We start from the raw sequence: 26,608 nt of genomic DNA, 5'->3' as shown, positions 1-26,608 counted from the left end.
GGCTGTCTGTAAACCGTGATTTTTTCATGTAAAATCTCCCGCTTCATGAGTATGGGAAATTCTACTTTCAAACGCTACCATTTTTTGGGGGGATTACATTACGGTTGGAGCCAGTTAAAGCCCCCCCCTTATCAGTGCAACTCAAAACTGGAGTCCTTGGCATGTTTGCGAGCAAACTCCTCTGGTGTGAGGTTGCTCAATGATTCATGGGGCCTTTTCTCATTGTATTCTTGCCCCCATGCGTCCACGATAACGCGAACCTCACTCAATCTGCTAAAAAAGATAGAAGTTTAACATCTCGTCGCGGAAAATCCGGTTGAACCGTTCCACATACGAATTTTGTGTGGACTTGCCTGGCTGGATGAATTCAAGGTCAACCCCATGTTGTTCGGCCCACCCGGCAAGCTGTACAGAAACAAACTCCGGACCGTTGTCCATACGCATTGTTGCAGGATACCCCCTCCAGGCGGCTATGCGGTCAAGCACACGAATGACGCGAGCCGCTGGCAAATTGGTGTCCACTTCCACAGCCAGCACTTCGCGGCTGAAATCATCACGCACGTTAACCGTGCGAAAACGCTGGCCGTGCATCAGTGCATCGCTCATGAAGTCCACAGACCAGCAAGCGTTGACGGCGGTTTGCGCCTCCAGGCGGACTGGGGCTCGGCTGGGCAGGCTCTTGCACGCCTTGCTGACGGAGAGGCCATGTTCTTCATGAATGAACAGCACGACCTCACGCTTCCCGGCTGGCCTCAGAGCTTTTTTCGAGCACATCCTTCAAGGCCCGGTTTTCCAGGCTCAAGTCCGCGTACATTTGAGCCGGGCGTTTTCATACTCAAGATCGCGCATACCTTTGATATCGGAAGCTTCCATACCGCCGAACTTGCTCTTTCAGGCGTAAAACGTGCCATTGCTGATACCGTACTCGCGGCACACGTCCCTGGCGGTCCTCCCCGCTTCGACGGACTTCAGGATGGCAATGATCTGATGCTCAGAAAACCGTGACTTCTTCATAATTTCCTCACTGAGGATGGATTACCAGAAGTCTCCAGTTTTGGTCTGGACTATATTTTAAGGGAGGGGTACAGGGTAAGCGTTTTTCAATCTGCCCTGTTACCCCCGAAAATTACCCCAAAAGTTTGGGGTATGTCCACAGACTTTGTGGGACTACAAGAGAGGAGTGTTTTTCGCAAAAACAAAGCCCCGCAAGGATTATTAGACCTTGCGGGACTTTGTGAGATTAAAAGTTGGTGGAGGCGGGGGGAATTGAACCCCCGTCCGCGAATACTCCACGCGAAGCATCTACAGGCTTAGGTCAGGTATGGATTTCACGGCCCTGGCTGCCCCTGACCGGGCTCAGTGCCGCAATCTTGCCGGTAACATCCTCGCGCAGAACCCCGGCAAGAACCGGTTTGCGCCAGCCTGATGCGTGTCGCTGCCCAGGGTTATCAGGCGTCCCCCCGGACAACGTGACCGTCTTGCGGTCAGAACCTACGCGCGCTTATGCGGCGTAGGCGTATTCGTAATCGTTGTTGGCAATTACTTGTGTGCCGCTTTTTACGAGGCCAGCGGCGCCTCGGCCTGCCACTCCGGCTTCCACATCCTCGTCGAAACCAGTGCGCCCCCAGTCATGAAAATATATCTACACGACCATGAATTGGCAATACCTCTACCGCAGGTAAAAATGGGACAGTGATCCTTTCAGGCACAGATGAAAGCGCCCCAGTTGGGGATTTTCCGTCTGTTCCTGCTGATCCAGAAGGCAGCTGCTGGCCTGAACCGCCATGTCCATTCCGTGCGAGAGCAGGGCAACCTGGGCCATTTCCTGAAATTGCCGCTGGAGCAGGGGTTTTTGCGCTATGATTTCCTGCAGCAGGGCAGAATCGTGGGCATTGCCTTCGACTGTCAGGTCTCCCGCAGGCGAGAGAAAAAGTTGCAGGCGGCCTTCTGGGCGCAAACAATGCTCCGCCAGTTGGGCATTGAGCATATCCAGAAAGATTTCCTGCATGGAGTCCAGCCGCCCCTCCAGAATCCGTACAAAGGATTTTCCGTCAAGAGACAGCCCCTGCAGAGCGGGAAGAAGCTTTTCTTCCTCTGCCTCCTGCAACGGCAAGAGTTCCTGGGGGGGAGAGGAGAGGCCAGACTGCACACGAAGCATGACGTCAATGTGGTTATGGCTGTCGGCGGTCACAAAAGCCCCCGTTGGGTTGTGGTCAAAAATTCCGCAAAACTTTTCATGCCGAACAGAAGCAAAATGGATGCCAGTTTTTCCGTATTCCAGAAATTTTTTAGAAAATTCTTTCTTGTCCCCTCTTGAGAGGGAATTGGGGGAGGGGAGGACGGCAGCAAAAGTATGGGAAGCGGAAAAAAACATTGTGCCCGCCTGTGCGTCGGGAGGAAAATTTTTCCAGTTCTGCCGGTCTGGCCACAGCCATCAGGCTTTGCTGTCGGTTTTTTCCGTATAAAGAGGGTCAAGACTGCGGGCCAAAGCTTCGCCCTGCGTTCCTCCCCCGGCCATGCGCGCCAGTTCTTCATGGCGGCGCTTTGGGTCAAGGGGTGCACAAAGGGTAAAGGTTTCTCCTGCGCGAACCACCTTGCTGATCTGGAAATGGCGATGCGCCTGGGCAGCCAGTTGAGGCCAGTGGGTGATGAGAAGCACCTGATGCTTGCAGGCCAATCCGCACAGTTTTTCCGAGAGTTTGTTCAGGGTGAGTCCGCCCACACCGGCATCCACCTCGTCAAAGACAAAGGTTGCCCCTGCAGAATCCGGCCGGATGCTGGCAAGGGCCAGCAAAAAGCGGGACAATTCCCCGCCGGACACAATTTTGTGCAACGGCAGCGGCGGCTGTCCCGGATTGGGAGCCCAGAGGATCTGCCCGCGCTCGTCCGCAACGCCCGGCCATATTTCGTGCGGCACAAAGTCCGGAATAACCCGCGCCTGGTCCGAAAATCCCAGTTGCCGCAGTTCCTGTTCCAGTTTTCGGGCAATGGTGTGCGCAGACTCGCGCCGATCCGGGATTATCCGCATGAGCACATCGGCAAGCTCTTTCTTTTTCTGCTCCGTCTGTTTGTCCAGATGCAGGATGTCCAGGGCGCAGGCGTCAAGAAACGACAGGCTGTTGGCAATTTCTTCACGCAGGGCAAGAATTTCCGGCAGGGTTTTCTGCAATTTTCTTTTGAGCTGCGCCAGCGCAAACAGCCTTTCTTCCAGCGCATTGATGTCTGCTGCAGAAGGTGCATTCTGCCGCGGTCGGCGCAAGCGCGCCCCCATATCGGAAAGCTGTTGGCGAAAAGCCGCAACGGTTTCCACGTCTTCCTGAAAAATTGTGTCGGCATCGCACATGCGGTGCAGCACTTTTTCAAACCGGGAGAGCAAATCCAGAAGCCCCCCGGAGTCTTCTCCATAGAGCAGGGCAAGGGCAGCGGCCTGGTTTTTCTCGTTCTGTTCACAGGCCCGTACCTGGGCGCGGAGGTTTTCCAGATGTTCCTCCTCGCCTTCCTGCGGCGCAACCCTGTCTATCTCCTGTTGCTGCATTTCAAGGAGGTCGCGGCGCTCCAGCAGATGATTCCGGCGTTCTTCCAGGGCGGCGCGTTCCTGGGCCAGTTCGTCCAGGCGCGTCAGCAGGGCATCGCGTTCGTGCAGCAATTCCGGAGAAGCGAGGGCGCCTTCCAGAAGGCGGGCCTGAAAAGACGCCTGCAATAATTTCTGGTGAGCGTGCTGGCTTGTATAGGATACGAGGCGGTCGCGCATTTCGCGCAAACTGTCCTGCGAGCGCAACGTATCATTGATATACAGGCGGCTCCGCCCGCTGTCGGCCGAAAGCTCACGGCGCACGACCAGCTCTTCGCCTTCAAGGTAAAACAGGGCCTCCACCTGTGCGCGTTCCGCGCCTGAACGGACCATTTCTGCCAGAAGCCGATCCCCCAGAAGAAAACCCAGAGCTTTCAGAACAAAGGTTTTGCCTGCTCCTGTTTCCCCTGTAAGCACATTCAGACCGGGAGAGAACTCCAGTTCCACGTCTTCAATGAGCGCAAGATTGCGGATACGCAGATATTCCAGCATGGTTTGACAGGTTGCCCCACAGATTTCCGTGTTTTCGCGCGGTATCGCGCCCTTGCCTATCGCGCAAGCCTCGGATCAAAAATGTCCCGCAGGCTTTCCCCCAGAAGGTTGTATCCGAGCACTGTCAGCAGAATGGCCATGCCGGGATAGACAGACAGCCAGGGCGCGCTTTCCATGACCGCTTTTCCGTCCATGAGCATATTGCCCCAGCTTGCTGTGGGCGGCTGTACGCCAAGCCCCAGAAAGCTCAGGCTGGATTCTACCAGAATGGCGCCGGCAATGCCCAGTGTTGCCGTAATGAGTACCGGAGCCAGAGCGTTGGGCAAAATATGCCGCAAAAGAATTGTTTGCGCAGGCACTCCTGCCAGGCGGGCGGCAGCAACGAATTCACGTTCGCGCAAGCTCAAGGTTTCCGCGCGTACAAGGCGCGTCACGCCCATCCACGACGTCAGGCCGATGACAACCATGATATTGCCCATATCCGGCTCAAGAAAGGCGATAACAGCCAGAATGAGAAAAAAGGAGGGAAAGCAGAGCATGATGTCCACCATGCGCATGATGCATTCGTCAACCCAGCTCCGAAAATATCCGCTCACAAGCCCCAGGGTTGTTCCGATGGTGATGGAAATTCCCACAGCGACAAAACCAACCCAAAGGGACACCCTGCCCCCGTACAGGAGGCGGGAGAAAACATCTCGCCCCAGCCTGTCGGTTCCCAGCCAGAAAAGAGAGGAGGGCGGCTCCAGAATATGGTCAAGGTGTATGGCATTGGGATCATACGGGGCAATGTACGGCGCAAGCAGAGCGCTTGCCGACATGCAGAGCACAATAGCGGCCCCCAGAGGCAGCATGCTGTTGCGCACAAAAAGGCTTTTCATCCGGCCCGCAAACACTATTCTTGCCCTCCGGTTTTGCGTATGCGCGGATCCGCCAGCCCGTAGCACACATCGGCCAGCAGATTTCCCGCCAGAGTCAAAACCGCGCCCAGAACAAGGTTGCCCATGATCATCGTATAATCGCGCGCCATGACAGCCGCGTAAAAAAGCTGCCCGAGCCCGGGAAGCGCAAAAATGGATTCAATAATGACGCTGCCGCCGATCAACCCCGGTACGGAAAGCCCCAGCAGGGTAATGACCGGCAAAAGGGCGTTGCGCAGGGCATGCCGCCAGATCACGGCGCCAGACGACAAGCCCTTGGCTCTGGCCGTGAGGATATAGTCCTGACGCAGCACTTCGAGCATGCAGGCCCGCATATACCGGGACATACCGGCCACCCCCCCTACCGTGTAGACCAGAATGGGCAGGGTCAAATGTTTTGCCAGATCACAAAATTTTTCCCACAAGCCCAGTTGGGCATAGTTCATGGATGTGAGGCCGGAAATGGGGAGCCACTGGAGATCAATGCCGAAAAATATCATGAGCAGAAGGGCCAACCAGAAGGAGGGCATGGCAAAGCCCAGAAAAACAAGCACCGTAATGGTGCGATCCAGCAGAGTGTTCTGTCGGCAGGCAGAAAGAATGCCCACAGGAATGGCAATGAGCAGAGTGAGCGCCAGTGAAATGACGTTCATGCTCACGGTCAGCGGCAGGCGCTCCAGAATTTTTGTCAGGACGGGCCGTGCGTCGGCAGACATGGAATTGCCGAAATCAAGATGCACAAGGCGGGTCAACCAGTCCAGATATTGAACATGGAGGGGCTTGTTCAGCCCGTAAAGAACCTCAAGCCGCTGCCGGGCAGCCTCTCCGGCCAGCGGGTTCAGCGTGGTTTCCATATCTGTGGGAGAACCGGGGGCGAGATGGATGACCCAAAAGCTGATCAGCGTAATACCCCACAGCACAAGCAGCATCCAGCACAGTTTTTTGCATATGGCCAGGATAATGCCGAGGAGAGGGCGTTTGCGTGCGAAAGGCTGGCAGGAGAGGGCGGTCATGTGAAAAGCGTCACTCCGTGCGGGTCATCCATTGGCGCATGTCGGCCACTGTCGCATCCCAGCGGGGGGAAAGACGCAAGGCGAGAAAATACGCATAGAGCGCATCCAGCAGATCAAGGCATGTTTCCACAAGGTAGAATTTTTCCAGCAGGAGGGCATCGGGATCGTCGTCAGCATCGCCCTTGTCGATTTTTGGAGTTTTGAGGCTGTTCAGGCAAAAATCTTCGGCCTTGAGGCTGAGCTGAAAAGCAAGTTCCTCTTTTTCCAGGCGAACAAGCGCCCGGGTAACTTTTTTCCCTGTGCCCAGACCAAACCTGGCTTCCCGCAGGGGAGAAAGCGAGCCGGACACCGTGGCAACCTCACGCAGGTCACCTTCGCCGCCTTCAACCACAACGCGCTGCTCCATGGAGAGCGAAAAGGGCGCGCCCGCCTTGTCCACAAAAGCTCCGGGCGCAACATCACTCTGATACCAGAGCCATGTGAGAAATTCCTGACCAAGAATGCTGTCGGTGGATTCGCCGGACGTTGTCATGAGAGTCTGCCTTCCTTGGGCTTGTGACGGTTCAGATGCTCAATGCGTTTGCGGGGCAAAACGGGTGGACTCAAGATAGTCAAGACGCGAGAGCCCTTCCTCGTCAAGCAGGGAAAGCGCCAAGGTATACGGCGTCATCTGTTCCAGATGGAGCTCGAAGGTGCGCAAAAATTCTTCCATGAAAAGATCAAGCATTTTTTGTTGCGTGGAGGCAAACCAGACCTCGTTTCTGTCTGTGGCCCACACAACGTGAAACTCCCCGGGAACAGGCAGAAAGCGCGCCCTCAGGCGCAGCATGACGTGCTCTTTCAGTTCTTTTTTTCGCTCGCGGGAAAGAAAGGTTTTGCCTTGAGCCTGAGCCCGCTGTTTTTCCTCCCGAATGGCCAGCGCAAGATGCTTTTTCACCACACCGGCGGGGATGCGCCGCGTATCAAGCCGCAGGGAAAACACAATATAAGAGCCTTTTTGGGGCGGGGCTGTCCCCCAGGTTGTGTCGAGCATGTCTTCAAAACATGTCCAGCCGTGTGCCCGCAGTTCTGTGGTTTCGTCGATGTCCATGATGGCAAATTGCTTCAACTTCTCGGGAATCTGCAACCATAGTCCATCGGGAATCTGATCCAGAATGCGAAAGCGGGTAAAACTGCAGGAACTGCTGACAAAACCCATGAGGTGCTCCTTTTGCGCCCTTTGTACGCCAGACGCGGCGCAGGGGCAAGACCGCGCGGCCCCCTTATATTGTCCCATAATGATAATTATGTAAACTTTTAACCCCGGCCACTTGACGCTGCCGCTCCCTTCACGCACACTTTTCCAACATTTCCAGCCACCCGTACCTGCCTGACTGCCATGAAAAAAATGATGATCCATTGGGACGCGTCAGCCCAAGTATCAGCCCAAGCTTCTGCCGGTTCTGAGCAAACATCCGGGCAAGCAACATTTGGTCAGGAGCCTGTCGGCCATGCCAACAACAGCGCGGGCGGCAGCCCCGTCAGACTGAACAAGGCCATTGCGGCTTCGGGGCTGTGCTCACGCCGCAAGGCTGACCAACTGATTTTTGCCGGGCGTGTTTCTGTCAACCGCATGCCGGAGACCAATCCCGGACGTCAGGTTTTTCCCACGGACAGCATTTCTGTTGACGGGCGCGTCCTTGCATCGCCCCAGGCCCATGCCTATTTTTTGCTGCACAAGCCAACGCAGGTGGTCTGCACGGCAGATGATCCTGAAGGACGCCCCACAGTGCTGGACTTTTTGCCTGCGGACGCCCGCAGGCAACGTGTATACCCTGTGGGCCGCCTGGATTATTTTTCCGAGGGATTGTTGCTGCTCACCAACGACGGGCAACTGGCCCAGCGCCTGATGCATCCCCGCCATCACCAGCCCAAAACCTATGAGGTGCTCGTGCGCGGCACTGTTTCCGTGGAAGCTGTTGACGCCATGCGCCAGGGAATGCGCCTGGCAGAGGGTGACGCTACCCTTCCGGCGGATGTGGCTGTTGAAGCGGGCGGTCAGCGCGCTGATACCTTGCTGCGCATGGTTTTGCGTCAGGGGCTGAACCGCCAGATACGGCGCATGTGCCGTGACCTTGGCCTGACCATATTGCGGCTGCGCCGCGTAGCGCAAGGGCCACTGCAACTTGGCGACCTGCCCTCCGGAACGGTGCGCCCCCTTTTGCCGTCAGAAATACGCCGACTCCGCGCCAGCGTGGGGCTCTCCCCTGCCGGATGAGCATGTTTTTTCGCATATTTTTGCTGCGCGGGCACAGCGGTCCCATGCCGTGGCGCAGGTGAAAACTATTCCCGCCCTGTGAGCAATTTGTCCAGAAAACCCACGGCATCTTTCTGGATGGCCCGCAAGTGCTCCTCATCACGAAAGCTTTCTGCATATACCTTGCAAATGGCTTCGGTGCCCGATGGGCGAACGGCAAACCAGCCGTCCCGGCTCACCACCTTGACGCCGCCTATGGGAGCATCGTTGCCGGGCGCGCGCGTCAAAATTTCTGTCACGGGCGATCCGCCCAGCGATTTCAGGCCCACATCCTCTGCCGTGAGATTCAGGAGTCTGGCGCGTACATGATCGTCCGCCGGAGCGTCAAGACGCTGATACACAGGAGCGCCAAGCCGTTTTTCAAGAGAGGCATACAGCTCTGCGGGAGATGCCTTTTCCACGGCCATCATCTCTGCGGCCAGAAGGCACATGAGCGGGCCATCCTTGTCTGTGCTCCACGGTGCTCCGTCAAAGGCCAGGAAGGAAGCTCCCGCGCTTTCCTCGCAGCCAAAGCCGCAACGCCCGTTCAGCAGATAGGGAACAAACCACTTGAATCCCACGGGCACTTCAACCACAGGCCGCCGCAGATCCTGCCCTATTCTGTCAAGCATGGCGCTGGTCACCAGGGTTTTTCCCAGGCCCCGCTCTGCGGGCCACCGGTCGCGCGTCCGAAAAAGATACCAGGCAGCCGCGCTCAAATACTGGTTGGGATTCATCAATCCCTGGCGGGTAACAATGCCGTGCCGGTCCGCATCGGGGTCGCAGGCAAAGGCAAGATCAAAGCGCCCGCTCTCGTCCAGCAGTTTTTTCATGGCATACGGCGATGAGCAGTCCATGCGAACGGTTCCGTCCCTGTCGCGGGGGACAAAGCGGAATGTGGGATCCACGGCCCTGTTCAGGATGGTCAGGTTGATTTTGTAGGTATCGGCGATGGGCTCCCAGAGCGGAAGGCTGGCCCCTCCGAGCGGATCGACGGCAAGCGAAAGCCCGGAGGCGGCAATGGCCTGCATGTTCAGAACATGGGCAAGATCATTCACATAGTGCGCGACAAAATCGTATTCCTGCACAAGGGATGATGTCAGCGCGGCCCGCAAATGCGTAAGGCGTACCCCCTTGTTGCCGTTTTCCAGGTATTCGTTGGCTTTTTTCTCGATATAGCCTGTGGCAGACGTTTCTGCCGGGCCGCCGTGGGGAGGATTGTATTTGAATCCCCCGTCACGCGGCGGGTTGTGCGAAGGCGTGATGACAATGCCGTCCGCCAGCCCGTTGGTCCGGCGCGCATTCCAGGAGAGAATGGCATGGGAAATCGCGGGGGTTGCCGTGCAGGCTCCATTGTACGCAATACGGACGTGCACATCATTGGCCACCAGAACTTCCAGTGCCGAGCGAAACGCGGCTTCGGAAAGGGCATGCGTGTCCCCCCCCAGAAAAAGCGGCCCGTCAGTGCCCTGTTCTTTCCGGTAGTCGCACACTGCCTGCGTGATGGCGTAGATATGTTCTTCGTTGAAGCTGCACGCAAGAGAGGTTCCCCTGTGCCCCGAGGTGCCAAAGGCAACACGCTGCGCGGGAACGGAAGGATTGGGAAAGTCCGTGTAATAGGCGCTCATGAGCGCCGGGATGTTTTCCAGGTTTTCCGCCAGGGGCAGTTGCCCCGCATTTTTATGAACGGCCGACATGCTCTCCCCCTGTGGCTGAAATATCCGGCAAAAGCTTGCAGTACCGCCGCGCGGCTGCTTCTTTCCCGGTTTTTTCGGAGCCGCCGTGCGGCAGCTCCGAAAAAACCGTCTTTCAAGTATTACTGGAGGGAAACGGTGCGGAAAGAAATGTCGCCCCGCCGGGAAATCTGGAGCATGACAGCCCCACGCTTAACGCCTTCTTCCTCAACAATTTTTGACAAGGCCTCAACGCTGTTGACCGGTTTCAGGTTCGCCTTGAGGATGACGTCGCCCGGGCGCAGGTCAGCCTCCGCCGCCGGCTTGTTCTGATTGACCTCCACTATGAGCAGGCCATCATTTTTCCCGATTTTCAGATCCCGGCGCTCCTCGTCAGTGAGTGGCCGCACGGCGATGCCCAGCAACCCCTCGCTTTTCTGCTGTTTGCCCTTGCCGCCACGCTGACCGGCACTGGCGGAAGACTTGCGTTCCCCCAGCGTCACACTCAGGTCAACATTTTTGCCGTCGCGCCACACGGTGATTGCGGCGGTATTCCCCGGTTGGGTGTCGGCGATCGCGCGCAGCAGTGCTGCGGCATCTTCAATTTTTTTGCCGTTTACCGAAAGAATGATATCGCCGTCCTTCATGCCGGCCTTGGCAGCCGGTTCGCCATCCATGACATTGCCCACAAGCGCCCCGGCGGTGTCCTTGAGGCCCAGCGCCTTGGCCGTATTTGCATCAACGTCCTGAATGCTTACTCCTATCCAGCCACGGCTGACTTTCTGGCCGCTTTTGATCTGCTCGATGATTTTTGCGGCCATATTGCTGGGAATGGCAAAACCTATGCCCTGCCCGCTGGCAATGATGGCCGTGTTGATGCCCACAACCTGCCCGTTCATGTTCAGCAGGGGGCCGCCGCTGTTGCCGGGGTTGATAGACGCATCTGTTTGCAGGAAATTGTCAAAGGGGCCGGCGTGAATGTTGCGGTTTTTGGCAGAAAGGATGCCCGCAGTGACCGAATGGTCCAGGCCAAAGGGGTTGCCGATGGCCAGCAGCCATTCGCCCACACGCAGATTGTCCGAATTGCCGAACTCCAAAAACGGAAGGTTCTTTTTGGCGTCTACCTTGAGCAGGGCCAGATCGGTTTCTTCGTCCGCACCCACAAGGGTTGCTGAAAGCGCCTCGCTTTTGCCGTTGCTCTGATCCAGAGTGACCCTGATGACATCCGCATCTGCGACAACATGGTTGTTGGTCACAATATAGCCGTCAGCGGAAATGATGAATCCCGACCCCAGGGATTTCTGCTTTGACTGGGGGCGTTTTCCTCCCTTGTGAGGATCAAACTGCTCAAAAAATTTTTCAAATCCCGGAGGCATGTTGCGAAACATCTCTCCCAGAAAGTCGTCCTGAGGCCCGGAAGATGACTTTTTTTCCGTGCCGATGTTCACAACTGCGGGACCGCTTTTTGCGGCCAGATCGCTGAAGTCCGGCAATGCAGCCCCCCACGCCGCCATGGGCAGCGCAAGGAGCATCAGAGCCAGAGTCAGGAACAATTTTTTTGCATTCATCAGGTTATTTCTCCATTTTCTGCATGGCTTTTTGCAGCGCCTGCGCCATGATGCCCGTGTCGCCCGAGGAGGCTTTGCTCTGCGCATGCTGCTTCCACGCATTTTCTTCATCCGATGCATGAAGGTTTGTTTCGCCTTCCGGGGCAAGGCCGATGCGCCGCAAGGGCACATCCACACTCTGAATGGTCAGCGTCACGGCGTCTCCCCTGCCAAGCTTGGCATACTGTCCGGCCTGCCCGGACTTTTTCATGACTCCCAGCGGCAGAAGCCCGGTAATGCCCGGAGCAAGGGTAACAAAAAGGCCGTGCTTGCTCTGCCCTTCCACCGTGCCTTCCACAGTCTGTCCGACAGTGAAGGCAATGTCCTGCCAGGGATCGCCTTCCGCATCGCGCAGGCTCAGGGATATGCGGCGCGAACCTGCATCAATTTCCTTGATTTTTACGGAAATCGTGTCGCCGACGGCAAGCACTTCTTCTGCTGCGGTGATCCTCTTGCTCCAGGACATCTCCGAAAGGTGCGTCAGGCCTTCCACGCCGGGCAGCAACTCCACAAAGGCTCCGAAGGGGGCAAGGCGCGTTACCTTGCCCTGCACCACGGCTCCGGCATGGAGCCGTTCAGAAATATTTTCCCACGGGTCACCTTCTGCCTGTTTGCGCGAAAGCGCGATGCGCACCTGTCCCTTGTCATTTTTTTCAATGCGCAGCACTTTGGCGCGCACCAGATCGCCGAGCGAAACAGCTTCGTCCGCACTCCCCACGCGCGACCAGGAAAGTTCCGAAATATGCACCATGCCTTCCACCGAAGGTGCAAGCTCCAGAAAAGCCCCGAAGGACGTCAGGCGCGTGATGCGCCCCTCAATGGTATCACCGGCCTTGAGAGTTTCCAGTAGGGATTCCAAGTTTTTTGTACGCTCGCGTTCCAGCAGCGCGCGGCGTGAAACAACAATGTTGCGGCCCCGGTTTTCCATGCGGGTCACAAGAAACTGCATTGTGCGGCCCACGAGGGACGCGGCGTCCTCTGTGGATGCACCGATCTGGCTGCCCGGGCAAAAAGCCGTTTTGCCCAACACTTCAACGGAGTAGCCGCCCTTGCATACGGCGACCACTCTTCCCTCCACCGGAACCGCAGCCTCCTGGGCGTTTTCAAGCGCGGCAAGGCCGCTCCCCGTCATGGAGCGGGCAAGCCGCACTTCCTGCGCGGAGGAACTGATAACCCAAGCTTCTATGGTATCGCCCGGAGCAAAATCTTCTTTGCCGTCCAGGCCCAGAAGATCTTTTTTTTCCATGATCCCGTCCAGCTTGACGCCTATGTCAACAAACACATTATCAGCCGTGACTGCGATGATCGTTCCGGAAACTTTTTGTCCCGGCTGCAAAAAATCTCCCGGCGTTTCGTGCTGTGCCAGCATGGCAGCAAAATCGTCATCATTTTCCTGAGATTGGGACACTGTATCTTCCACCATATTTTTCTCCTCAAAAAATCCTTGGCCGTGGCTGCGCGCCTTGATACGCCCTTTCCCGCAGGCGTCATGCAGAAAAACCGGCGTGCGCCGCACGCGTTTTTGCGCGGTCCGCCTCGGCGCTGCCCAGAATATGCCAGAACACGGCGAAAAACAATTGCCTGCCCCGGCTGCCCGTGCGCAGCTCCGAAAGGAAAAACCGGATGCCCCGTCTGGGGCACGAGCTTTTGCTTGCTTTGCCTGGCGTTTTGACCGAAGATAATAAACACGGAATACACCGTAGTGGGAGGTGCTCATGCAGAATATTCGCAAGGTCGTCATTCCTGTGGCAGGCTGGGGAACGCGCTCCTTACCCGCAACCAAGAATATTCCCAAGGAAATGCTCCCCATCTACAACAAACCGGTCATTCAGTATGTGGTGGAAGAAGCCCAGCGGGCCAATATTCAGGATGTCATTTTTGTTACCAACCGGGACAAGAGCGTCATTGAAGACCACTTTGACTACAACCTTCAGTTGGAAGCCGTGCTGGAGCGCTCGGGCAAACTCGACAAACTGGCGGAAGTGCGCCGGGTGGCGGAGATGGCCAACATCATGTCTGTTCGCCAGAAAAAGCAACTGGGCTTGGGGCATGCCGTGCTGTGCGCCCGTGAGCTGCTGCGCGACGAGCCGTTTGCCATCATGGTCGGTGACGATCTGATGTTCGGAGGGGTGCCCGGCATCGGTCAGTTGATTGAAGTGGCCATTGCGGAAAAAATGCCGGTCATCGGGGTCATGGAGGTTCCCTGGGAAAAGGTGAACCGCTACGGCATCATTGACGGAGAGGAAATAACCCCCGGAGTTTTTCGCGTCAAACATATGGTGGAAAAACCCTCCCGCGAAAATGCCCCTTCGCGGATGGCGATTGTGGGACGCTACGTTCTGACCCCCGACATTTTTGACTATCTGGAAAAAGTCCAGCCGGGGCATGGTGGGGAAATCCAGCTTACCGATGCCCTGCAGGCCATGGCGCAGGAGCGCGGCATGATGGCCGTGCGCATGGCGGGGATGCGCTTTGATGCCGGCGACTGGGCAGAATATCTGACAGCCAATATCTATTTTGCCCTTCAGGAAGAGGAACTGCGGTACGAGCTGCTGGGAATGCTCAAAAATTTCGTGCAGTTTCAGTAACGGACCCCTGTTTTTGTGGCGTTGACCATACAAGTGCATGTACGCCTCTGTCGCGCTTCTGGGCCTCCCGTACGCCACGTTCAGCTACACGCTGCCGCCCGAATTTTCCGACACATTCTGGAAAAGCGGCCTGCGTGTAGCCGTTCCCCTGGGCAGAGGGCAACAGGCTGCGTTGCGCGCCGCAGTTCTGCTGGACACGTGCAGCGAGTCGGACATACCTGACGGAGTTGCGCAAAAAGAGCTTTGCTGGCCTTTGGAGAGCGCTCCCCTGATCAGTCGGGATCTGCTGGCCTTGGCTTGTGACCTCTCCCGCCGACAGGGGCTTTTTCCCGGGCAGGTTCTGGGCCATGTTCTGCCGCACGGGCTGCGCCAAACCCGTGTGCGGTTGCACCTGATCGAGAGCGGCCAGGCTGAAGTTTGGACATTGCAGCAACTCCGCGATGCCCCTTCCGGGGAGCGCGCGCGGCTTGCCCAGGCCCTCTGTGACCAAAAAGCCCGTATGCTGCCCGTGGCATCGGATCCCGCCAGTTCGGAGGTCTGCCTGCTGACGCAGGATCCTCCCTGGCCCGTGCGTCCTTCGGCCAAGCGCCAGATTCAGATGCTGGACCATCTGCACCAGCATGGCCCGTCCAACCGCCGCCTTTTGCTCCGGCAACTGGGGCAGTCTTTGGCACCGGCCCTCAAGAGCCTCCAGGCTGCGGGCCTTGTGCGCCTTGCCCACGCGGAGAAAGAAGACGATTTTCCCGATGATGCAGGGCAAAACCTTCTGCCGCCCCCCCCAGCACCTGTTGTTCTGAACGCAGACCAGCAGAACGCCCTGCAAAGCCTGCTGGATTTTCTTGCTGCTGACGATGCGGCGTCTGTTCTTCTTTTCGGCGTCACCGGCAGCGGCAAGACCGCGGTGTATATGGAACTGGCCAAGGCCTGCATGGCCCGTGGCCAGAGCCTTCTTCTGCTCGCGCCGGAAGTGGCCCTGGCCCACAAGTTGCGCCGCGATGCGGCATGCAGCCTGCCCCATGCCCCCCTCTTTTTTTATCACGGCTACCAGCCACCAGCCCGGCGCGAAAAAATTTTCCGGCAACTGGCGGAAAGGCAGGAGGCATGCATTGTCGTCGGCACACGCTCCGCCCTGTTTTTGCCTGTGCCGCATCTGGCCTGCATTGTGCTGGACGAAGAACACGACAGTTCTTTCAAGCAGGAAGAAAATCTGCCCTACCATGCCAAGGAGGTGGCATGGTTCCGCACGCTTCAGGCCAGGGGGCTGCTGGTGCTGGGCTCCGCCACTCCGGATCTGAAAACCTTTCATGCCGCGGAGAATGGCCGCCTGCCCGTGGTGCACCTGCCGCAGCGCATCAGCGGACGCGCCCTGCCGCCGGTGGAACTGGTGGACATTGCCTCCGCCGCAGCCTCTGCCGCCAGTCGAGAAAGTCTTCTGGCTCCGGAAAGCGAGGATGCTCTGCGCGCAACACTGACCAAGGGAGAACAGGCCATTGTTCTGCTCAACAGGCGGGGCTATGCGCCTGTCATGTATTGTCTGGACTGCCACCGCCCGGCGCGTTGCCCCCATTGCGAAATCGGCCTTACCTACCACAAGGGGCTGGAAAAGCTTGTCTGCCACTACTGCGGCTTCACCCTCCCCTTTCCTTCGCCCTGCGGGGAATGCGGTAGCGCGAACTTTCTGCCCATGGGCGAAGGCACAGAGCGTCTTGCAGAGCATTTGAGCACGCTGTCCGGCGGTCGTCCTGTTTTGCGGCTGGACAGGGACAGCACCCGCAGGCCGGGGCGCATGGAGGAAATTCTGGCATCTTTCGCCCGTGGGGAAGCCCCCATCCTTGTGGGCACACAAATGCTTTCCAAAGGGCACCATTTTCCTGAAGTGACTCTGGCAATCATTGCCGACGGCGACCTGGGGCTGAACCTTCCCGACTATCGCGCTGCGGAGCGCACCTTCCAGCTTCTGGTGCAGTCTTCGGGCCGTGCCGGAAGGGGTGAAAAGCCCGGTCAGGTTCTGATCCAGACCAGGGACGTGCGGCACTATTGCTGGCAATATGTACGCACTGCCGACTACGAGGGCTTTTACCGTACGGAATTGGAGCGCCGCAGCCGGTACCGGTATCCGCCTTTTGTGCACCTTGGCCTGTTGCGCATTTCCCACGACATGCACGATGCCCGCGGCGCGGCTGCCCTCCACGAACTGGCTGCGCTTCTGCGCAAGCATGCCGGGACATTGGGCGTCCAGATGCTCGGGCCCGCCCCCGCTCCCCTGGCCCTGCTCCGTGGCCGCCGACGTTTTGCCTGCTTGCTGAAAGGAAAACACTGGCAGGCCATGCGCGACCTCCACCTTTTTGCCCAAGCGCAAAAACCTGCACGATCCTTGCGACTTTTTCTTGACCTTGATCCCATTACCATGTTGTGAATACCTGTTTGGGCAGGACTTTCCGCCGACAGGAAAACGCTTCAGTAAAATTGGGGAGGAACAATGAAGGCTTTGCGCATTGTCTGGCTTGCTCTGCTGTGTACTGTCTGCTGTACGGCGCAGGCTCTGGGAGAGGGCTTTGCCCTGAACGAATGGAGCGCACGGGGAGTATCCCTGGCAGGCGGCATGGTGGGGCGCGCGGACGATGTTTCGGCATTGGCCTACAACGGCGCGGGCATCACCCAGCTTCCGGGAACGCACATGATGGGCGGTCTGGCCCTGATCGCTCCCCAGGGCAGCATCGTCAGCAGGCAGGGAGGGCAAGAGCGCAGCACGTTCACCAAACCTGCGCTGTGGCCGGTGCCGCACGCTTTTGCCAGCCATCAGTTCAATGACCGCTTCTGGCTGGGGCTGGGGATATTTTCCCGCTTCGGCCTCGGCAACAGCTATGCTGAGAATTGGGTCGGAAGGTACAATGTCTATGAAGTGGAATTGCAGAGCATTTCCTTTGTTCCCACACTGGCGGTCAAGCTCAACGACATTTTTTCTGTTTCCCTCGGCATTGAAGCACTCTATGCCCACATGCACATGGGCAGCAAAGTCCCCACCATGGTGACGCCGCCAAGCGTATTTGACAATGACATGCGGATCGAAGGCAGCGGCTGGGGAGTCGGCGTTCATACAGGCCTGCACATGCGCCTCAACGACCAATGGTCCGTGGGGGCGTCCTACAAGAGCCAGATAACCCTGAACATCACCGGCAATACGGATTTTGCCTATGAGGGCCCCAATGTTCTGAGCGGCCCCCCTTTCAACCAGCACCTGCCCTATGCCAAGGACTGCTCCACCCATGCCACGCTGCAACTGCCGGACTCTCTGGCGCTGGGAGTCACCTACAGGCCTCTGGAAAATCTGAGCTGTGAAGTGGGCACGGTGTGGACGCGCTGGTCCACCTACAATGCCCTCAATATTTATATGGATAACGGCTATGCGGCCATCAACAACAAAAAATGGCGCGACGGCTGGAACTTCAATGCCAGTGTTGAATACAAACCCCTTGACTGGTGGACCCTGCGCGCCGGTTTTTCGTATGAAACACCGGTAGTGAATGAGAATCACAGCGACTACCTCATGCCCACCAACGGACGCCAGACACTGAGCCTGGGCACAGGCGTGCGGTGGAACAACTGGACTCTGGATCTGGCGTATGCGCATTTGTGGATCAACTCTCTGGGCTATGGGCGCACGGATGCAAAGGGCATACGCTCGGCCGGTATTCAGGGGGGGCACTCCAGCGGCGTGGGAGCCAACATCTACATGTTCTCGGTGGGCTATTCCTTTTAAGTTCGGATAGTTGCGTTTCCCTGTGCCGTATTTTTGGCAGAACGCGGCATCTTTGCGGGGCAACTCCCGCCTGCGCGGGCGGGAGTTGCCAGAATATTGGCATTGTTATAGCATTTTGAGGGCTTGCCTTTTGCGTTGCCCTTGCGGCAGGCGCAGGGGTTTTTTCGGCATTGGCCCAGGAGCAGAAAGCGCGCGACAGGGTTGCAGAGCACAGCAATGATTGCATGGCAGGAAATCTTCTCGCAAAACGGACTGCAATGGCAGGACGCCAGCCATGTATCGACCCCCGTCGACATCGGCGATCTGGAAAAGCTCAAGCATTTTCTGGATGCAGTGCATGTTCGGTTGTGCCTGGTCAAGCCCTATCAGGAAGCCCCCTGCTACCCTCTGGTTGAAGCGCGCGAGCTCCTGCCGTCCTTTGACAGCGACATGTTTGAATACAAGGACCTGCCGGGTTTTGCCATGGTGGCTTTTGCCCGGCAGCTTGACTATTTTTCCGAAATTTTTCAGTTCGACAAACTGTACAATATCATTACCGAAGAAGATGGAGCCTGTTGCCCGCTTGAAAATCAGGTCATGGTACAGAATCTCCAAACACTGACCTCCCGCCTCCCGCGCGTGCATCAGGAGGCCTTTCGCCAGAAATTCCGCTCCACAGATACTGTGCTTCTTGAAACCTATCCGGAAATGATGGAATACCTTCTCCTTATGGACAGGGCGCATGTGCTGGCCTGGGGAGCAGACAACCGCTTTCATCTGGCGGGGGTATTTGCGTCTTTTCCTTCGGATATCGACAGCGAAATCAAAAGGTTCGGAATCAGAACAGGAAAGTTCGTTTACGGCGACAACGCGCTGTACGAGCGCAACCGCATGTTTGTCTACCAGTACCTCATGGAGCTTTACGGCTTTCCCATCGTGTCGGAGCGCCGGACCTCCAGCGCCCTTTTTGCGCGCAGGCTGCACAAAATGGGTGAACGCTTTCTTTTGCGCGTTCTGGGGCAGACAGACCGCACCCTGACAACATATCTGGCCACAGGAGAAAATACCCAATACCCCGCGCTGGAAAAAATCGCTCTGGTCGCGGTGGACCCGGATCAGGAAGAGGCGCTGGAATGTATCGGGCGGGACGGCTTTTTTCTGGACAGGGAACGGCGTGTCGTCATTCTGCGCGTAACGTACAGGCAGCATGCCTTTGATCCGGCCAACGTGCGCCAGGACCGCGCCCTCTCGGTGTGCGGGCAGGAAGTACTCCACCCCCTGACCGGGGAACCTTTGCGGGGCCTGAACATCATCAAGGACGCCTCCAACATGTTTCTGCGCCTCAACGACATTGTGCGCGGAGAATATACGGGGCGCATTATCTACAAGCGCACCGAAGTTGTGGAAAATACGGAAACACACGAAAAAAGACTCAAATTTCTGTATTCGTGGCTGACAAAACACCAGCGCCGCATGATAAGCTACAGCGATGATTTTTTCTGCAATGTCAGCAAGGTGCTCACACAATACCTCTACTCTCCGGAAAATGACGATAATTTCATTACCCTGCGCGAACTCTATCAGGAGGTATGCTCACGGTTCAGCTATATCCAGCAGGCAAGAAATGTGCGGATTCTTGAAGACTTGAGCAGAAGGCTCTACAAGGGGGCGCAAATCTCCTATCTTCACATGTTCCGTGAGGTCATCGCCCTTTTGAACGATCTGCAATATGAGATAGTGAACTTTTTTCCGCCACTGGTGGACAATATTATCGGATGTGTTGAAAAAATACTGCACGACAGATACCTGAAACGCCGCTATATTGATGTTTCGGAAGACACGCTCACTCCTGCCGGCGCAGAAATACGCAAAAATTACCGCCGTCTGGTGTCATTGCAGGACAGCTTCAGGGCTGTTCGCAAGGCGCGTCTGAGCAAGGAAGGCAACGCATGAGTACGCCTTTTTTCTATCTGCCGCCGGACGCATGGGGCTCTGCCGTTTTTCTTGACGGGCAGGAAGCAAAACACATGAGTCAGGTGTTGCGGCTGGCTCCCGGCCATACGGTCGCACTTCTGGACGGGCGTGGCCGCACGGGCGTTTTTTGCGTACGCGCACTGGAAAAAAAAGGCGTCCGGCTGGAGATGCAGTCCGAAACTTTTGCTCCGGAGCCCAAGGCCCGCGCTGTTGTGGCACTGGCCTTCAGCAAGGCTGTCCGGCGCGGTTTTTTTCTTGAAAAGGCAGTGGAATTGGGCGCGCACGGCATCTGGTTGTGGCAGGGGGATCACAGCCAAGGAAGGCTTTCGCCTGACGCCGCCTTTTCCTGTCAGGGGCAGTTGATTGCCGGGGCAAAACAGTGCAGGAACCCGTGGCTGCCGGAAGTCCGCGTTTTTTCCGGCGGCGTGAGCGAACTGATTGCCCACTGCTCCGCAGCAGATCACCGGATACTGCCCTGGGAGCACCAGAGCGACATTCCTTTGCTGACTCCCGACATGGCGGGACAGAACGGGCTGACCGTCTATGTGATCGGCCCGGAAGGCGGGTTTTCGCAAAGAGAGCTTTCCGCGCTTGGCGCGGCCAACTTTTGCGTTGTCAGCCTTGGCGCAAGGATTTTGCGCTGCGAAACGGCAGCCACGCTGTGCCTGGGGCTGCACTGGTGGAGTTCGCAACTGCCGGGCAAGCCCGATGCCAGACCGGAGGTGCGCCCATGACGCCGTCCAGGCCCTTGCCGGAGCGCATGCGGCCGGACGATCTTGCGCTTTTTCTGGGGCAGCCGCACCTCAAGGAGCGCCTGAACTCTTTCATGCAGGCTCCCCGATTGCCCAGTCTTCTGTTCTTCGGGCCTCCGGGCTGCGGAAAATCCACTCTTGCCCTGTTGCTGGCCAAGTCCTCGGGCAAGCCCTATCTGCGCCTGAGCGCGCCCGAGGCCGGGTTGCAGCAGTTGCGCCGCGCCCTGAACGGCATGGAAGTTCTTGTACTGGATGAACTTCACCGCTTTTCCAAGGCACAGCAGGATTTTTTTCTTCCGCTCATCGAGTCGGGCGAGCTGACGCTTCTGGCCACAACAACGGAAAATCCTTCTTTCAGCGTGACACGGCAGTTGCTCTCGCGGTTGCACGTATTGCGCTTGCGGGCACTGGGGCGCACAGAGCTGGTGACTCTGGCGCAGCGCGGCGCCCAGGATATGCACTTCGCCTTGCCTGACGCTGTGGCGGAGCTTCTGGCCACCGTTTCACACGGAGACGCGCGCACCCTGCTCAACCTTGTGGAATATGTGGCCCAACTGCCCAAGGATTGCCAGACCGTGGAGCAGATCAAGGCGCTTCTTCCCGAAATTCTGGTCAGGCACGACAAAGACGGCGACAACCATTACGAACTGGCATCTGCCCTGATCAAGTCCATCCGCGGGAGCGACGTTGATGCTTCTCTCTACTATCTGGCCTGCCTGCTGGAAGGAGGGGAAGATCCGCGTTTCATTTGCCGCCGCCTTGTTCTTTCCGCATCGGAGGATGTGGGGCTGGCTGACCCCTCTGCCCTTTCCCTGGCGGTTGCCTGCCAGCAGGCCGTGGAATTTGTGGGCATGCCCGAAGGTTTTATCCCTCTTGCCGAAACCGTTGTCTACCTTGCCCTGAGCAAAAAAAGCAATTCGTCATATGCGGCCTATCTCAATGCGGCCCGTGAGATAAAACTCAACGGTTTTCATCCTGTCCCCCTGCACTTGCGCAATCCTGCGACACAGCTGCACAAGGAGTGGGGATACGGCAAGGAATACAAGTATCCGCACAATTATCCGGAGTCCTGGGTTGAGCAGAGCTATCTGCCCAAGGAGCTGGAAGGGCGACGCTTTTATCAGCCCCGTGACAACGGCGAGGAACCACGCTTGAGCCAATGGTGGCGCAAACTCCATAAAATCAAAAAAACGGACGAACAGGCATGAATCCTTTTGTTGACGGCGTTTTTGCGCAAAAATTCCTGACAGGAAATACCTACCGCAGCCTTGCGGCCAGCGCGGATTTTTTCAGTCGCATGATGCCGTCTTTTTCTTTTTACAGCCGCCTCTTTCTGGGGCCTGTGCACTGGATTTGCCGCCGGGCTGCCGCAGGCCGTTGCGATGATGCCGCATGGGTTCATGCCAGCGTCTGGGTGGCGGAACTGGTGGAGCGCATGGGCTGCCCCGTTGATATTGAAGGAATGGATGTCATGGATTCCGTGGACGGGCCGTGCATTTTTGTGGCCAACCACATGAGCACTCTGGAAACCTTCATGCTGCCGGGGATCATCCGCCCGCGTCGCCCCGTAACGTTTGTGGTCAAGAAAAGCCTTACCACCATGCCCTTTTTCGGCCCGGTCATGCGGTCCCGCGATCCCATTGTTGTTGGGCGCGTCAACCCGCGCGAAGACCTTGCGGCGGTTCTTTCCGGCGGCATTGAGCGGTTGCGCAAGGGGGTTTCTCTGATCATCTTTCCGCAGCACACCCGGACGCAAACTTTTGATCCGCTCCGGTTCAACTCCATCGGCGTCAAGCTGGCCAAAAAGTCCGGCGTGCCCATAGTGCCGCTCGTTCTCAAAACCGATGCCTGGGGACAGGGAAAAAAAATCAAGGAGCTGGGGCCGGTCACACCGGGCATGCCCGTTCGCTACAAGTTTTCCGCCCCTGTCCGCATTGAGGGGCAGGGCAAGGAAGAACATCAGGCCATCTGCAGCTATATTGCCGGGCATCTGGCGCAGTGGAGCGCACAGGACGGAAACAACATCACATGCCCTCCGGCAGATTTTCTTCACTGAACAGGGCAAATCCCGCCCGCCGCAGCAATGCGGCCCAGACCCCTTCGCCCCGGCAAAGCGTTCCGCGAAAGCTGCCGTCATAGATCAGGCCAAAACCGCATGAGGGCGACCGGCTTTTGAGAATGGCCGCCCTGCACCCCTCTTTTTTGGCCAGCTCCAAGGAAACAGCCGCGCCGTGCGCAAAAAATTCCGTCATGTCCCGGCCATCACGGCTGATGACCCGCCCGTCCCTGCATTCGCAGGGGATGCGGGGCGTCTCCAGCCCTCCCAGACATTCCGGGCAAAGGGGCACAGCGAGCTTGCTTTGCACCAGACGGATAACCAAAGCGCAGGGGTGGCTTCTTCCGTCATACCGGCAAAAGTGCCCGGCCAGACAGGCGCTGACGACATATCGCATGCCGGTTGTGCTCAGCGTGCGGCGGCCTGCTTGCGCCTTTCCTCCATGCCGGCGCGCACCGCGCGGCGCACGGCTTCCTCGGACTCCAGGCTGACAGGCACATTGGTGTAGTACATGGCTCCGCTGTCCAGGCCATATTGTTCCTGAACCGCGTCATACTTTTGCCAGGCGGGCGACAGGGCCACAAGACGCGGCGTCAGGACTGCAAAAAATATCCAGAACCCCAAGGCCCAGCCTCCCAGCTTCAACACGCTTTTCACTGCAGACGGCATGCACTCCTCCAAAAAAAGAGGGCCGCTGCGTTTCCGCAGCGGCCCTCGCCAGATAGAAGGTTTAGATCTTGGCGGTGATTTCCGGGAACACCTTGTAGAACATGATCCAGGCCATGAGCAGGGTCAGCATCAGGTTGAAGGACTGACCGCACACATACAGGATGATGGGCTTGCCGCCCTTGAAGTACTTGCCCAGTTCACGGAAGTTGGTGGTCAGGCCGATGGCCACAAACGACAGGCCGAAGAACCAGCCACGCAGGGGAACGGAAACCTTGTTGGTGCCGTTGTCCACCAGCATCTTGCCGAGGTCGCCCCCAAGGCCGCTGCTGATAAGCGAAAAGATGATGGAAACACCCAAAAAGCCAAGCACGAACTTGGGGAAGCGATGCCAGATTTCGATAAGGCCCACACGTTCTCCGCTCTGCGCATCAACCTTGGTGCACCAGTACAGGGCAACAAAGAAGGCGGTCACGCCAATGAGTACGTTCTGGATCATCTTGACCGTGGCCGCCACCTGCAGAGCCTTGGGGCCAAGGAAGGCGCCCGCAGCGGCCACAGCGCCCGTGGAGTCGACCGTGCCGCCGATCCACGCGCCGCCCAGCACTTCAGGCATGCCCACAGCCTTGATGACCATGGGCATGACCACCATCATGATGGCCGTGAAGGTCAGGGAAAGCCCTATGGAAAGGGTCAGTTCCTCTTTTTTGGCCCGTGCTGCCGCCGCCGTGGCGATGGCCGCCGAGGTGCCGCACACGGACATGTCTGCCGAAATGACGATGTTCAGGGTTCTGGAGGGCATTTTCAGCACTTTCTGCCCAAAAATGTAGGTGGAAATCAGCACGATGGGCGTCACGACCCAGGCCACAAAAATGCCGGGAATGCCGATGGCCATGATCTTGTGGAAAAGCACTTCCGCGCCCAGCAGCACCAAGCCGGTCTTGATGTAGTATTCTACCTGCGCGCCCTCCTTGAGCCAGTTGGGCGTGCCGATGATATTGGCGACAAGCATGCCGATGACGATGGACCAGATTTCGGCATTGATGCCATAGAGGCGCATGGTCTTCTGGTTGCCCAGGATGTTGGCCAGCACACACAGGGCATACACCACCACAAAGGCGACCACGAATTTGCCCACATTGAGGCCCATGCACTTGGCGCCGACGCTGGTCAGGAGAGCCAGCGCAATGCCCAGGATGATCAGGGAAGGAATACGGTTGAAGGGCTTGACCAGCTTTTTGGCGGCATCGGCAGAAGCTTTTTTGGCAGCCTGCCATTCGCCGATGCTTTTTTCCGCAGCGGCGTTCAGCGTGGCATCGCCAAAGGAGGCTGCAGCCGCAGCCGCTTGGGCTTCCTTGGCTGCGGACAGGGCCTGGGCCTCAGCGCTCTTGGCCTCGTCCGCTTTCGGCTTTGCGGCCGCATTGAGCTTGTCGGCCTGGGCCTGCGAAAGCATCAGAGAATCCAGAGGGTTGGACTGCCAGCGCGCAGGCCTTTTCAACTGGTCAATCAGCGTCTTGACCATGGGCAGCTTCTGCCCTTCAAGCCCTTTCCGGGCGGCGGAAGCCTCATACCATTCTATGGTTTTGAAGGGCTTGGCGGATTCTGTCTTCATGACCTCCGCATATTGGTCATACTTGGCTTCCAGTTCCTGCCGACCTCCAAAAACCAGATACAGGGCCATGCCAAGAATAAGCAGGCCGATCCAGATAGCCAGATAGTCTTCTTTTTTCCACAGGTCGGACCACTGTGATTTTGCCCTGTCGACAACAATTGCTGATGCGTCTTGAGACATCCTGATTCCTCCTGGTCATAAACCGCTGTTTGTCGAAACGGCATCCCAAAACTGCCGTTCATCACATTGATAGCTATCTATACAGGCAAACTCAGGAATACTCAATCCGAGATTCCAGAAAAAATCTGTAGGCCAGCCATGAGGTATGAATGTCGGCGCAACTCGCCAGTTCAAAGGGGCTGTGCATGGAAAGCACGGCAGGGCCAAGGTCAATGACGTGCATGCCGTATGCCGCCAGAAACAGGGCCACGGTTCCGCCGCCGCCAAGATCCACCCTGCCCAGTTCCGCTGTTTGCCAGGGCACGCCATGCCTGTTGTACAGGCTCCGCAGCGATCCAAAAAACTCCGCATCCGCCTCGCTGCTGCCGTATTTTCCGCGGGATCCCGTGAATTTGGAAAAGCATGGCCCATAGCCCAGAAGGGCCGCATTCTGTTTTTCGTGCACGTCCTGATAGTCCGGATCAAGGGCCGCCTGCACGTCCGCGGAGATGGCGCGCGTTTCCAGAAAAACCTGTGAAACGGGCACATTTTTGGCCCAAGCCCGCACAAGATCCTCCACGCAGTACTGAAAAAAGCGTGAGGCGGCTCCGGTGGCGCCGTCAGAGCCGATTTCCTCCTTGTCCCAAAAGATCACGGCCATGCTGCGCCCGGTGGCCCCGGCTTCCAGCAGGGCTTCCAGAGCGCAGAAAACACAAATGCGGTCATCCTGGCCGTATCCGCCCACCAGCGCCTTGTCAAAACCGACAAAGCGGGCAGGCCCGGCAGGCACAGCCTGCAATTCCGCGGTAATGAAATCCTCTTCCGTAATGGCATATTTTTTATGAAGAATTTCCAGAAGGCGCGTTTTTACAGGGTCTTTGGGAGCATCTCCGGCTTTTTTTTGTGTGCCAGCGCCAATGCTGTGCCCCAGAATGATGTTGAGCTTTTCCGCCTCAAATGCTTCGCTGACGGACTGTGTGACCTGCTTTTGCGCCAGATGGGGCAGAAGGTCCGCAATGCAGAACACCGGCTCGCCTTCCTTCTCACCAATGGTCACCGGCAGCACTTCGCCGTTTTCGCGCACAATGATCCCGTGCAGGGCCAACGGCCGGGCGAGCCACTGGTATTTGCGTATTCCTCCGTAGTAATGGGTTTTGGCCTGCACCACAGAGGGCTGCTCCACAAGCGGGCGTTGCTTGAAGTCCAGACGCGGGGTGTCCACATGTGCCGCCAAGAGGGAAAGCCCCCTCTCCAGCGGCATAGCTCCCTTTCGTGCGGCAAAAATGGCCTTGCCGCGCAGCGGGCGCACAACGCGGTCGTGCGAAAAATCCTGTGAAAAGCCCTTTTTTTCAAGACGCTTGCGTACATACTCCACGGTTTCGCGCTCGGTCTTGCACCGGCTCAAAAAATCCACATAGCGGCGGGAGAGTTTTTCCATGGCCTGCCGGGTTTTGGCATCTGCGCTGCTCCAGGCATTCTGCGGCGCATAGGAGAGATTTTTTTTCATGTGTTTT

At 57.5% G+C, this 26,608-nt stretch carries 21 protein-coding genes, 1 other RNA gene and 1 pseudogene; 8 read left to right on the top strand and 15 right to left on the bottom strand.

Going from position 1 to position 26,608, the window contains the following annotated elements:
• Nucleotides 1-131: 131 nt before the first annotated feature.
• The 8 genes and pseudogenes from EII23_RS06435 to EII23_RS06400 form a co-directional block, all read right to left on the bottom strand.
• A pseudogene (locus tag EII23_RS06435) lies at nucleotides 132-1,014 on the bottom strand (IS3 family transposase).
• A 234-nt stretch (nucleotides 1,015-1,248) separates the two neighbouring features.
• Nucleotides 1,249-1,626: a transfer-messenger RNA gene (ssrA, locus tag EII23_RS06430) on the bottom strand.
• A 43-nt stretch (nucleotides 1,627-1,669) separates the two neighbouring features.
• Nucleotides 1,670-2,191, bottom strand: a complete 522-nt coding sequence (locus EII23_RS06425) for a hypothetical protein (RefSeq protein WP_124792568.1) — start codon at nucleotides 2,189-2,191, stop codon at nucleotides 1,670-1,672.
• Between the two features lie 243 nt (nucleotides 2,192-2,434).
• Nucleotides 2,435-4,063 (bottom strand): DNA repair protein RecN, encoded by a 1,629-nt coding sequence (locus EII23_RS06420; protein WP_124792567.1) that lies wholly within the window; start codon nucleotides 4,061-4,063, stop codon nucleotides 2,435-2,437.
• Nucleotides 4,064-4,119: 56 nt separating this feature from the next.
• Nucleotides 4,120-4,941: an ABC transporter permease gene (locus EII23_RS06415; RefSeq protein ID WP_124792566.1), complete on the bottom strand. Its 822-nt coding sequence runs from the start codon at nucleotides 4,939-4,941 to the stop codon at nucleotides 4,120-4,122.
• A 14-nt stretch (nucleotides 4,942-4,955) separates the two neighbouring features.
• Nucleotides 4,956-5,909 (bottom strand): ABC transporter permease, encoded by a 954-nt coding sequence (locus tag EII23_RS06410; RefSeq protein WP_260424625.1) that lies wholly within the window; start codon nucleotides 5,907-5,909, stop codon nucleotides 4,956-4,958.
• Nucleotides 5,910-6,003: 94 nt separating this feature from the next.
• Entirely contained in the window at nucleotides 6,004-6,525 is a 522-nt protein-coding gene (locus EII23_RS06405; protein WP_124792564.1) for a hypothetical protein, read from the bottom strand.
• A 39-nt stretch (nucleotides 6,526-6,564) separates the two neighbouring features.
• Entirely contained in the window at nucleotides 6,565-7,191 is a 627-nt protein-coding gene (locus EII23_RS06400; protein WP_124792563.1) for a recombination-associated protein RdgC, read from the bottom strand.
• A 180-nt stretch (nucleotides 7,192-7,371) separates the two neighbouring features.
• On the opposite strand from EII23_RS06400, the gene EII23_RS06395 reads away from it, so the two are divergent.
• Nucleotides 7,372-8,250 carry a pseudouridine synthase gene (locus EII23_RS06395; protein ID WP_260424622.1) on the top strand — a complete coding sequence of 293 codons (879 nt, stop codon included), beginning with the start codon at nucleotides 7,372-7,374 and terminating at the stop codon, nucleotides 8,248-8,250.
• A gap of 65 nt (nucleotides 8,251-8,315) precedes the next feature.
• Here EII23_RS06395 and EII23_RS06390 read toward each other — a convergent pair whose 3' ends face one another.
• From EII23_RS06390 to EII23_RS06380, 3 genes are all read right to left on the bottom strand, one after another.
• The gene (locus EII23_RS06390; protein ID WP_124792562.1) at nucleotides 8,316-9,965 is read right to left on the bottom strand and encodes an alpha-D-glucose phosphate-specific phosphoglucomutase; all 1,650 of its coding nucleotides are present in this window, start codon (nucleotides 9,963-9,965) and stop codon (nucleotides 8,316-8,318) included.
• Between the two features lie 119 nt (nucleotides 9,966-10,084).
• Nucleotides 10,085-11,509 carry a DegQ family serine endoprotease gene (locus EII23_RS06385; RefSeq protein WP_124792561.1) on the bottom strand — a complete coding sequence of 475 codons (1,425 nt, stop codon included), beginning with the start codon at nucleotides 11,507-11,509 and terminating at the stop codon, nucleotides 10,085-10,087.
• Between the two features lie 4 nt (nucleotides 11,510-11,513).
• Complete coding sequence (locus EII23_RS06380) at nucleotides 11,514-12,971, bottom strand: 30S ribosomal protein S1 (protein WP_124792560.1); 1,458 nt, start codon at nucleotides 12,969-12,971, stop codon at nucleotides 11,514-11,516.
• A gap of 292 nt (nucleotides 12,972-13,263) precedes the next feature.
• Between EII23_RS06380 and galU the strand changes: the two genes are divergently transcribed.
• From galU to EII23_RS06345, 7 genes are all read left to right on the top strand, one after another.
• Nucleotides 13,264-14,136, top strand: a complete 873-nt coding sequence (galU, locus tag EII23_RS06375) for a UTP--glucose-1-phosphate uridylyltransferase GalU (RefSeq protein ID WP_124792559.1) — start codon at nucleotides 13,264-13,266, stop codon at nucleotides 14,134-14,136.
• A gap of 37 nt (nucleotides 14,137-14,173) precedes the next feature.
• Nucleotides 14,174-16,552, top strand: coding sequence for a primosomal protein N' (gene priA / locus EII23_RS06370; protein ID WP_124792558.1), 2,379 nt, complete (start codon nucleotides 14,174-14,176; stop codon nucleotides 16,550-16,552).
• Between the two features lie 63 nt (nucleotides 16,553-16,615).
• Complete coding sequence (locus tag EII23_RS06365) at nucleotides 16,616-17,896, top strand: OmpP1/FadL family transporter (RefSeq protein ID WP_124792557.1); 1,281 nt, start codon at nucleotides 16,616-16,618, stop codon at nucleotides 17,894-17,896.
• A gap of 216 nt (nucleotides 17,897-18,112) precedes the next feature.
• A complete protein-coding gene (locus tag EII23_RS06360; RefSeq protein WP_124792556.1) occupies nucleotides 18,113-19,828 on the top strand; it encodes a hypothetical protein in 1,716 nt (571 codons plus the stop codon).
• Nucleotides 19,825-20,583 carry a 16S rRNA (uracil(1498)-N(3))-methyltransferase gene (locus EII23_RS06355; protein ID WP_124792555.1) on the top strand — a complete coding sequence of 253 codons (759 nt, stop codon included), beginning with the start codon at nucleotides 19,825-19,827 and terminating at the stop codon, nucleotides 20,581-20,583. Before EII23_RS06360 ends, EII23_RS06355 begins: the two co-directional genes overlap by 4 nt.
• On the top strand, nucleotides 20,580-21,809 hold the full coding sequence (locus EII23_RS06350; RefSeq protein ID WP_124792554.1) for a replication-associated recombination protein A: 1,230 nt from the start codon (nucleotides 20,580-20,582) through the stop codon (nucleotides 21,807-21,809). Before EII23_RS06355 ends, EII23_RS06350 begins: the two co-directional genes overlap by 4 nt.
• The gene (locus EII23_RS06345) at nucleotides 21,806-22,657 is read left to right on the top strand and encodes a 1-acyl-sn-glycerol-3-phosphate acyltransferase (protein ID WP_124792553.1); all 852 of its coding nucleotides are present in this window, start codon (nucleotides 21,806-21,808) and stop codon (nucleotides 22,655-22,657) included. The genes EII23_RS06350 and EII23_RS06345 overlap by 4 nt, the downstream gene beginning before the upstream one ends.
• Here the strand turns inward: EII23_RS06345 and EII23_RS06340 are convergent.
• From EII23_RS06340 to EII23_RS06325, 4 genes are all read right to left on the bottom strand, one after another.
• Entirely contained in the window at nucleotides 22,626-23,054 is a 429-nt protein-coding gene (locus EII23_RS06340; RefSeq protein WP_124792552.1) for a DUF523 domain-containing protein, read from the bottom strand. The two genes, EII23_RS06345 and EII23_RS06340, sit on opposite strands and share 32 nt — an antisense overlap.
• 11 nt (nucleotides 23,055-23,065) lie before the next feature.
• A complete protein-coding gene (locus EII23_RS06335; protein WP_124792551.1) occupies nucleotides 23,066-23,326 on the bottom strand; it encodes a hypothetical protein in 261 nt (86 codons plus the stop codon).
• Nucleotides 23,327-23,387: 61 nt separating this feature from the next.
• Nucleotides 23,388-25,115: a YeiH family protein gene (locus tag EII23_RS06330; protein ID WP_124792550.1), complete on the bottom strand. Its 1,728-nt coding sequence runs from the start codon at nucleotides 25,113-25,115 to the stop codon at nucleotides 23,388-23,390.
• A 91-nt stretch (nucleotides 25,116-25,206) separates the two neighbouring features.
• Nucleotides 25,207-26,601 carry an aminopeptidase gene (locus tag EII23_RS06325; protein ID WP_124792549.1) on the bottom strand — a complete coding sequence of 465 codons (1,395 nt, stop codon included), beginning with the start codon at nucleotides 26,599-26,601 and terminating at the stop codon, nucleotides 25,207-25,209.
• Nucleotides 26,602-26,608: the final 7 nt, after the last annotated feature.

The organism is Desulfovibrio sp. OH1186_COT-070 (assembly GCF_003860215.1).
In the GTDB taxonomy this organism is placed as follows: Bacteria; Desulfobacterota; Desulfovibrionia; order Desulfovibrionales; family Desulfovibrionaceae; genus Desulfovibrio.
This window is presented reverse-complemented; position numbering and strand designations above follow the sequence as displayed.

Excerpts from the sequence above, each read along its gene's own strand:
- EII23_RS06420 (WP_124792567.1), bottom strand. The coding sequence starts at position 4,063 with ATGCTGGAATATCTGCGTATCCGCAATCTTGCGCTCATTGAAGACGTG.
- EII23_RS06415 (WP_124792566.1), bottom strand. The coding sequence starts at position 4,941 with ATGAAAAGCCTTTTTGTGCGCAACAGCATGCTGCCTCTGGGGGCCGCT.
- EII23_RS06410 (WP_260424625.1), bottom strand. The coding sequence starts at position 5,909 with ATGCTGCTTGTGCTGTGGGGTATTACGCTGATCAGCTTTTGGGTCATC.
- EII23_RS06405 (WP_124792564.1), bottom strand. The coding sequence starts at position 6,525 with ATGACAACGTCCGGCGAATCCACCGACAGCATTCTTGGTCAGGAATTT.
- EII23_RS06400 (WP_124792563.1), bottom strand. The coding sequence starts at position 7,191 with ATGGGTTTTGTCAGCAGTTCCTGCAGTTTTACCCGCTTTCGCATTCTG.
- EII23_RS06395 (WP_260424622.1), top strand. The coding sequence starts at position 7,372 with ATGAAAAAAATGATGATCCATTGGGACGCGTCAGCCCAAGTATCAGCC.
- EII23_RS06390 (WP_124792562.1), bottom strand. The coding sequence starts at position 9,965 with ATGTCGGCCGTTCATAAAAATGCGGGGCAACTGCCCCTGGCGGAAAAC.
- EII23_RS06385 (WP_124792561.1), bottom strand. The coding sequence starts at position 11,509 with ATGAATGCAAAAAAATTGTTCCTGACTCTGGCTCTGATGCTCCTTGCG.
- EII23_RS06380 (WP_124792560.1), bottom strand. The coding sequence starts at position 12,971 with ATGGTGGAAGATACAGTGTCCCAATCTCAGGAAAATGATGACGATTTT.
- galU (WP_124792559.1), top strand. The coding sequence starts at position 13,264 with ATGCAGAATATTCGCAAGGTCGTCATTCCTGTGGCAGGCTGGGGAACG.
- priA (WP_124792558.1), top strand. The coding sequence starts at position 14,174 with ATGTACGCCTCTGTCGCGCTTCTGGGCCTCCCGTACGCCACGTTCAGC.
- EII23_RS06365 (WP_124792557.1), top strand. The coding sequence starts at position 16,616 with ATGAAGGCTTTGCGCATTGTCTGGCTTGCTCTGCTGTGTACTGTCTGC.
- EII23_RS06360 (WP_124792556.1), top strand. The coding sequence starts at position 18,113 with ATGATTGCATGGCAGGAAATCTTCTCGCAAAACGGACTGCAATGGCAG.
- EII23_RS06355 (WP_124792555.1), top strand. The coding sequence starts at position 19,825 with ATGAGTACGCCTTTTTTCTATCTGCCGCCGGACGCATGGGGCTCTGCC.
- EII23_RS06350 (WP_124792554.1), top strand. The coding sequence starts at position 20,580 with ATGACGCCGTCCAGGCCCTTGCCGGAGCGCATGCGGCCGGACGATCTT.
- EII23_RS06345 (WP_124792553.1), top strand. The coding sequence starts at position 21,806 with ATGAATCCTTTTGTTGACGGCGTTTTTGCGCAAAAATTCCTGACAGGA.
- EII23_RS06340 (WP_124792552.1), bottom strand. The coding sequence starts at position 23,054 with ATGCGATATGTCGTCAGCGCCTGTCTGGCCGGGCACTTTTGCCGGTAT.
- EII23_RS06335 (WP_124792551.1), bottom strand. The coding sequence starts at position 23,326 with ATGCCGTCTGCAGTGAAAAGCGTGTTGAAGCTGGGAGGCTGGGCCTTG.
- EII23_RS06330 (WP_124792550.1), bottom strand. The coding sequence starts at position 25,115 with ATGTCTCAAGACGCATCAGCAATTGTTGTCGACAGGGCAAAATCACAG.
- EII23_RS06325 (WP_124792549.1), bottom strand. The coding sequence starts at position 26,601 with ATGAAAAAAAATCTCTCCTATGCGCCGCAGAATGCCTGGAGCAGCGCA.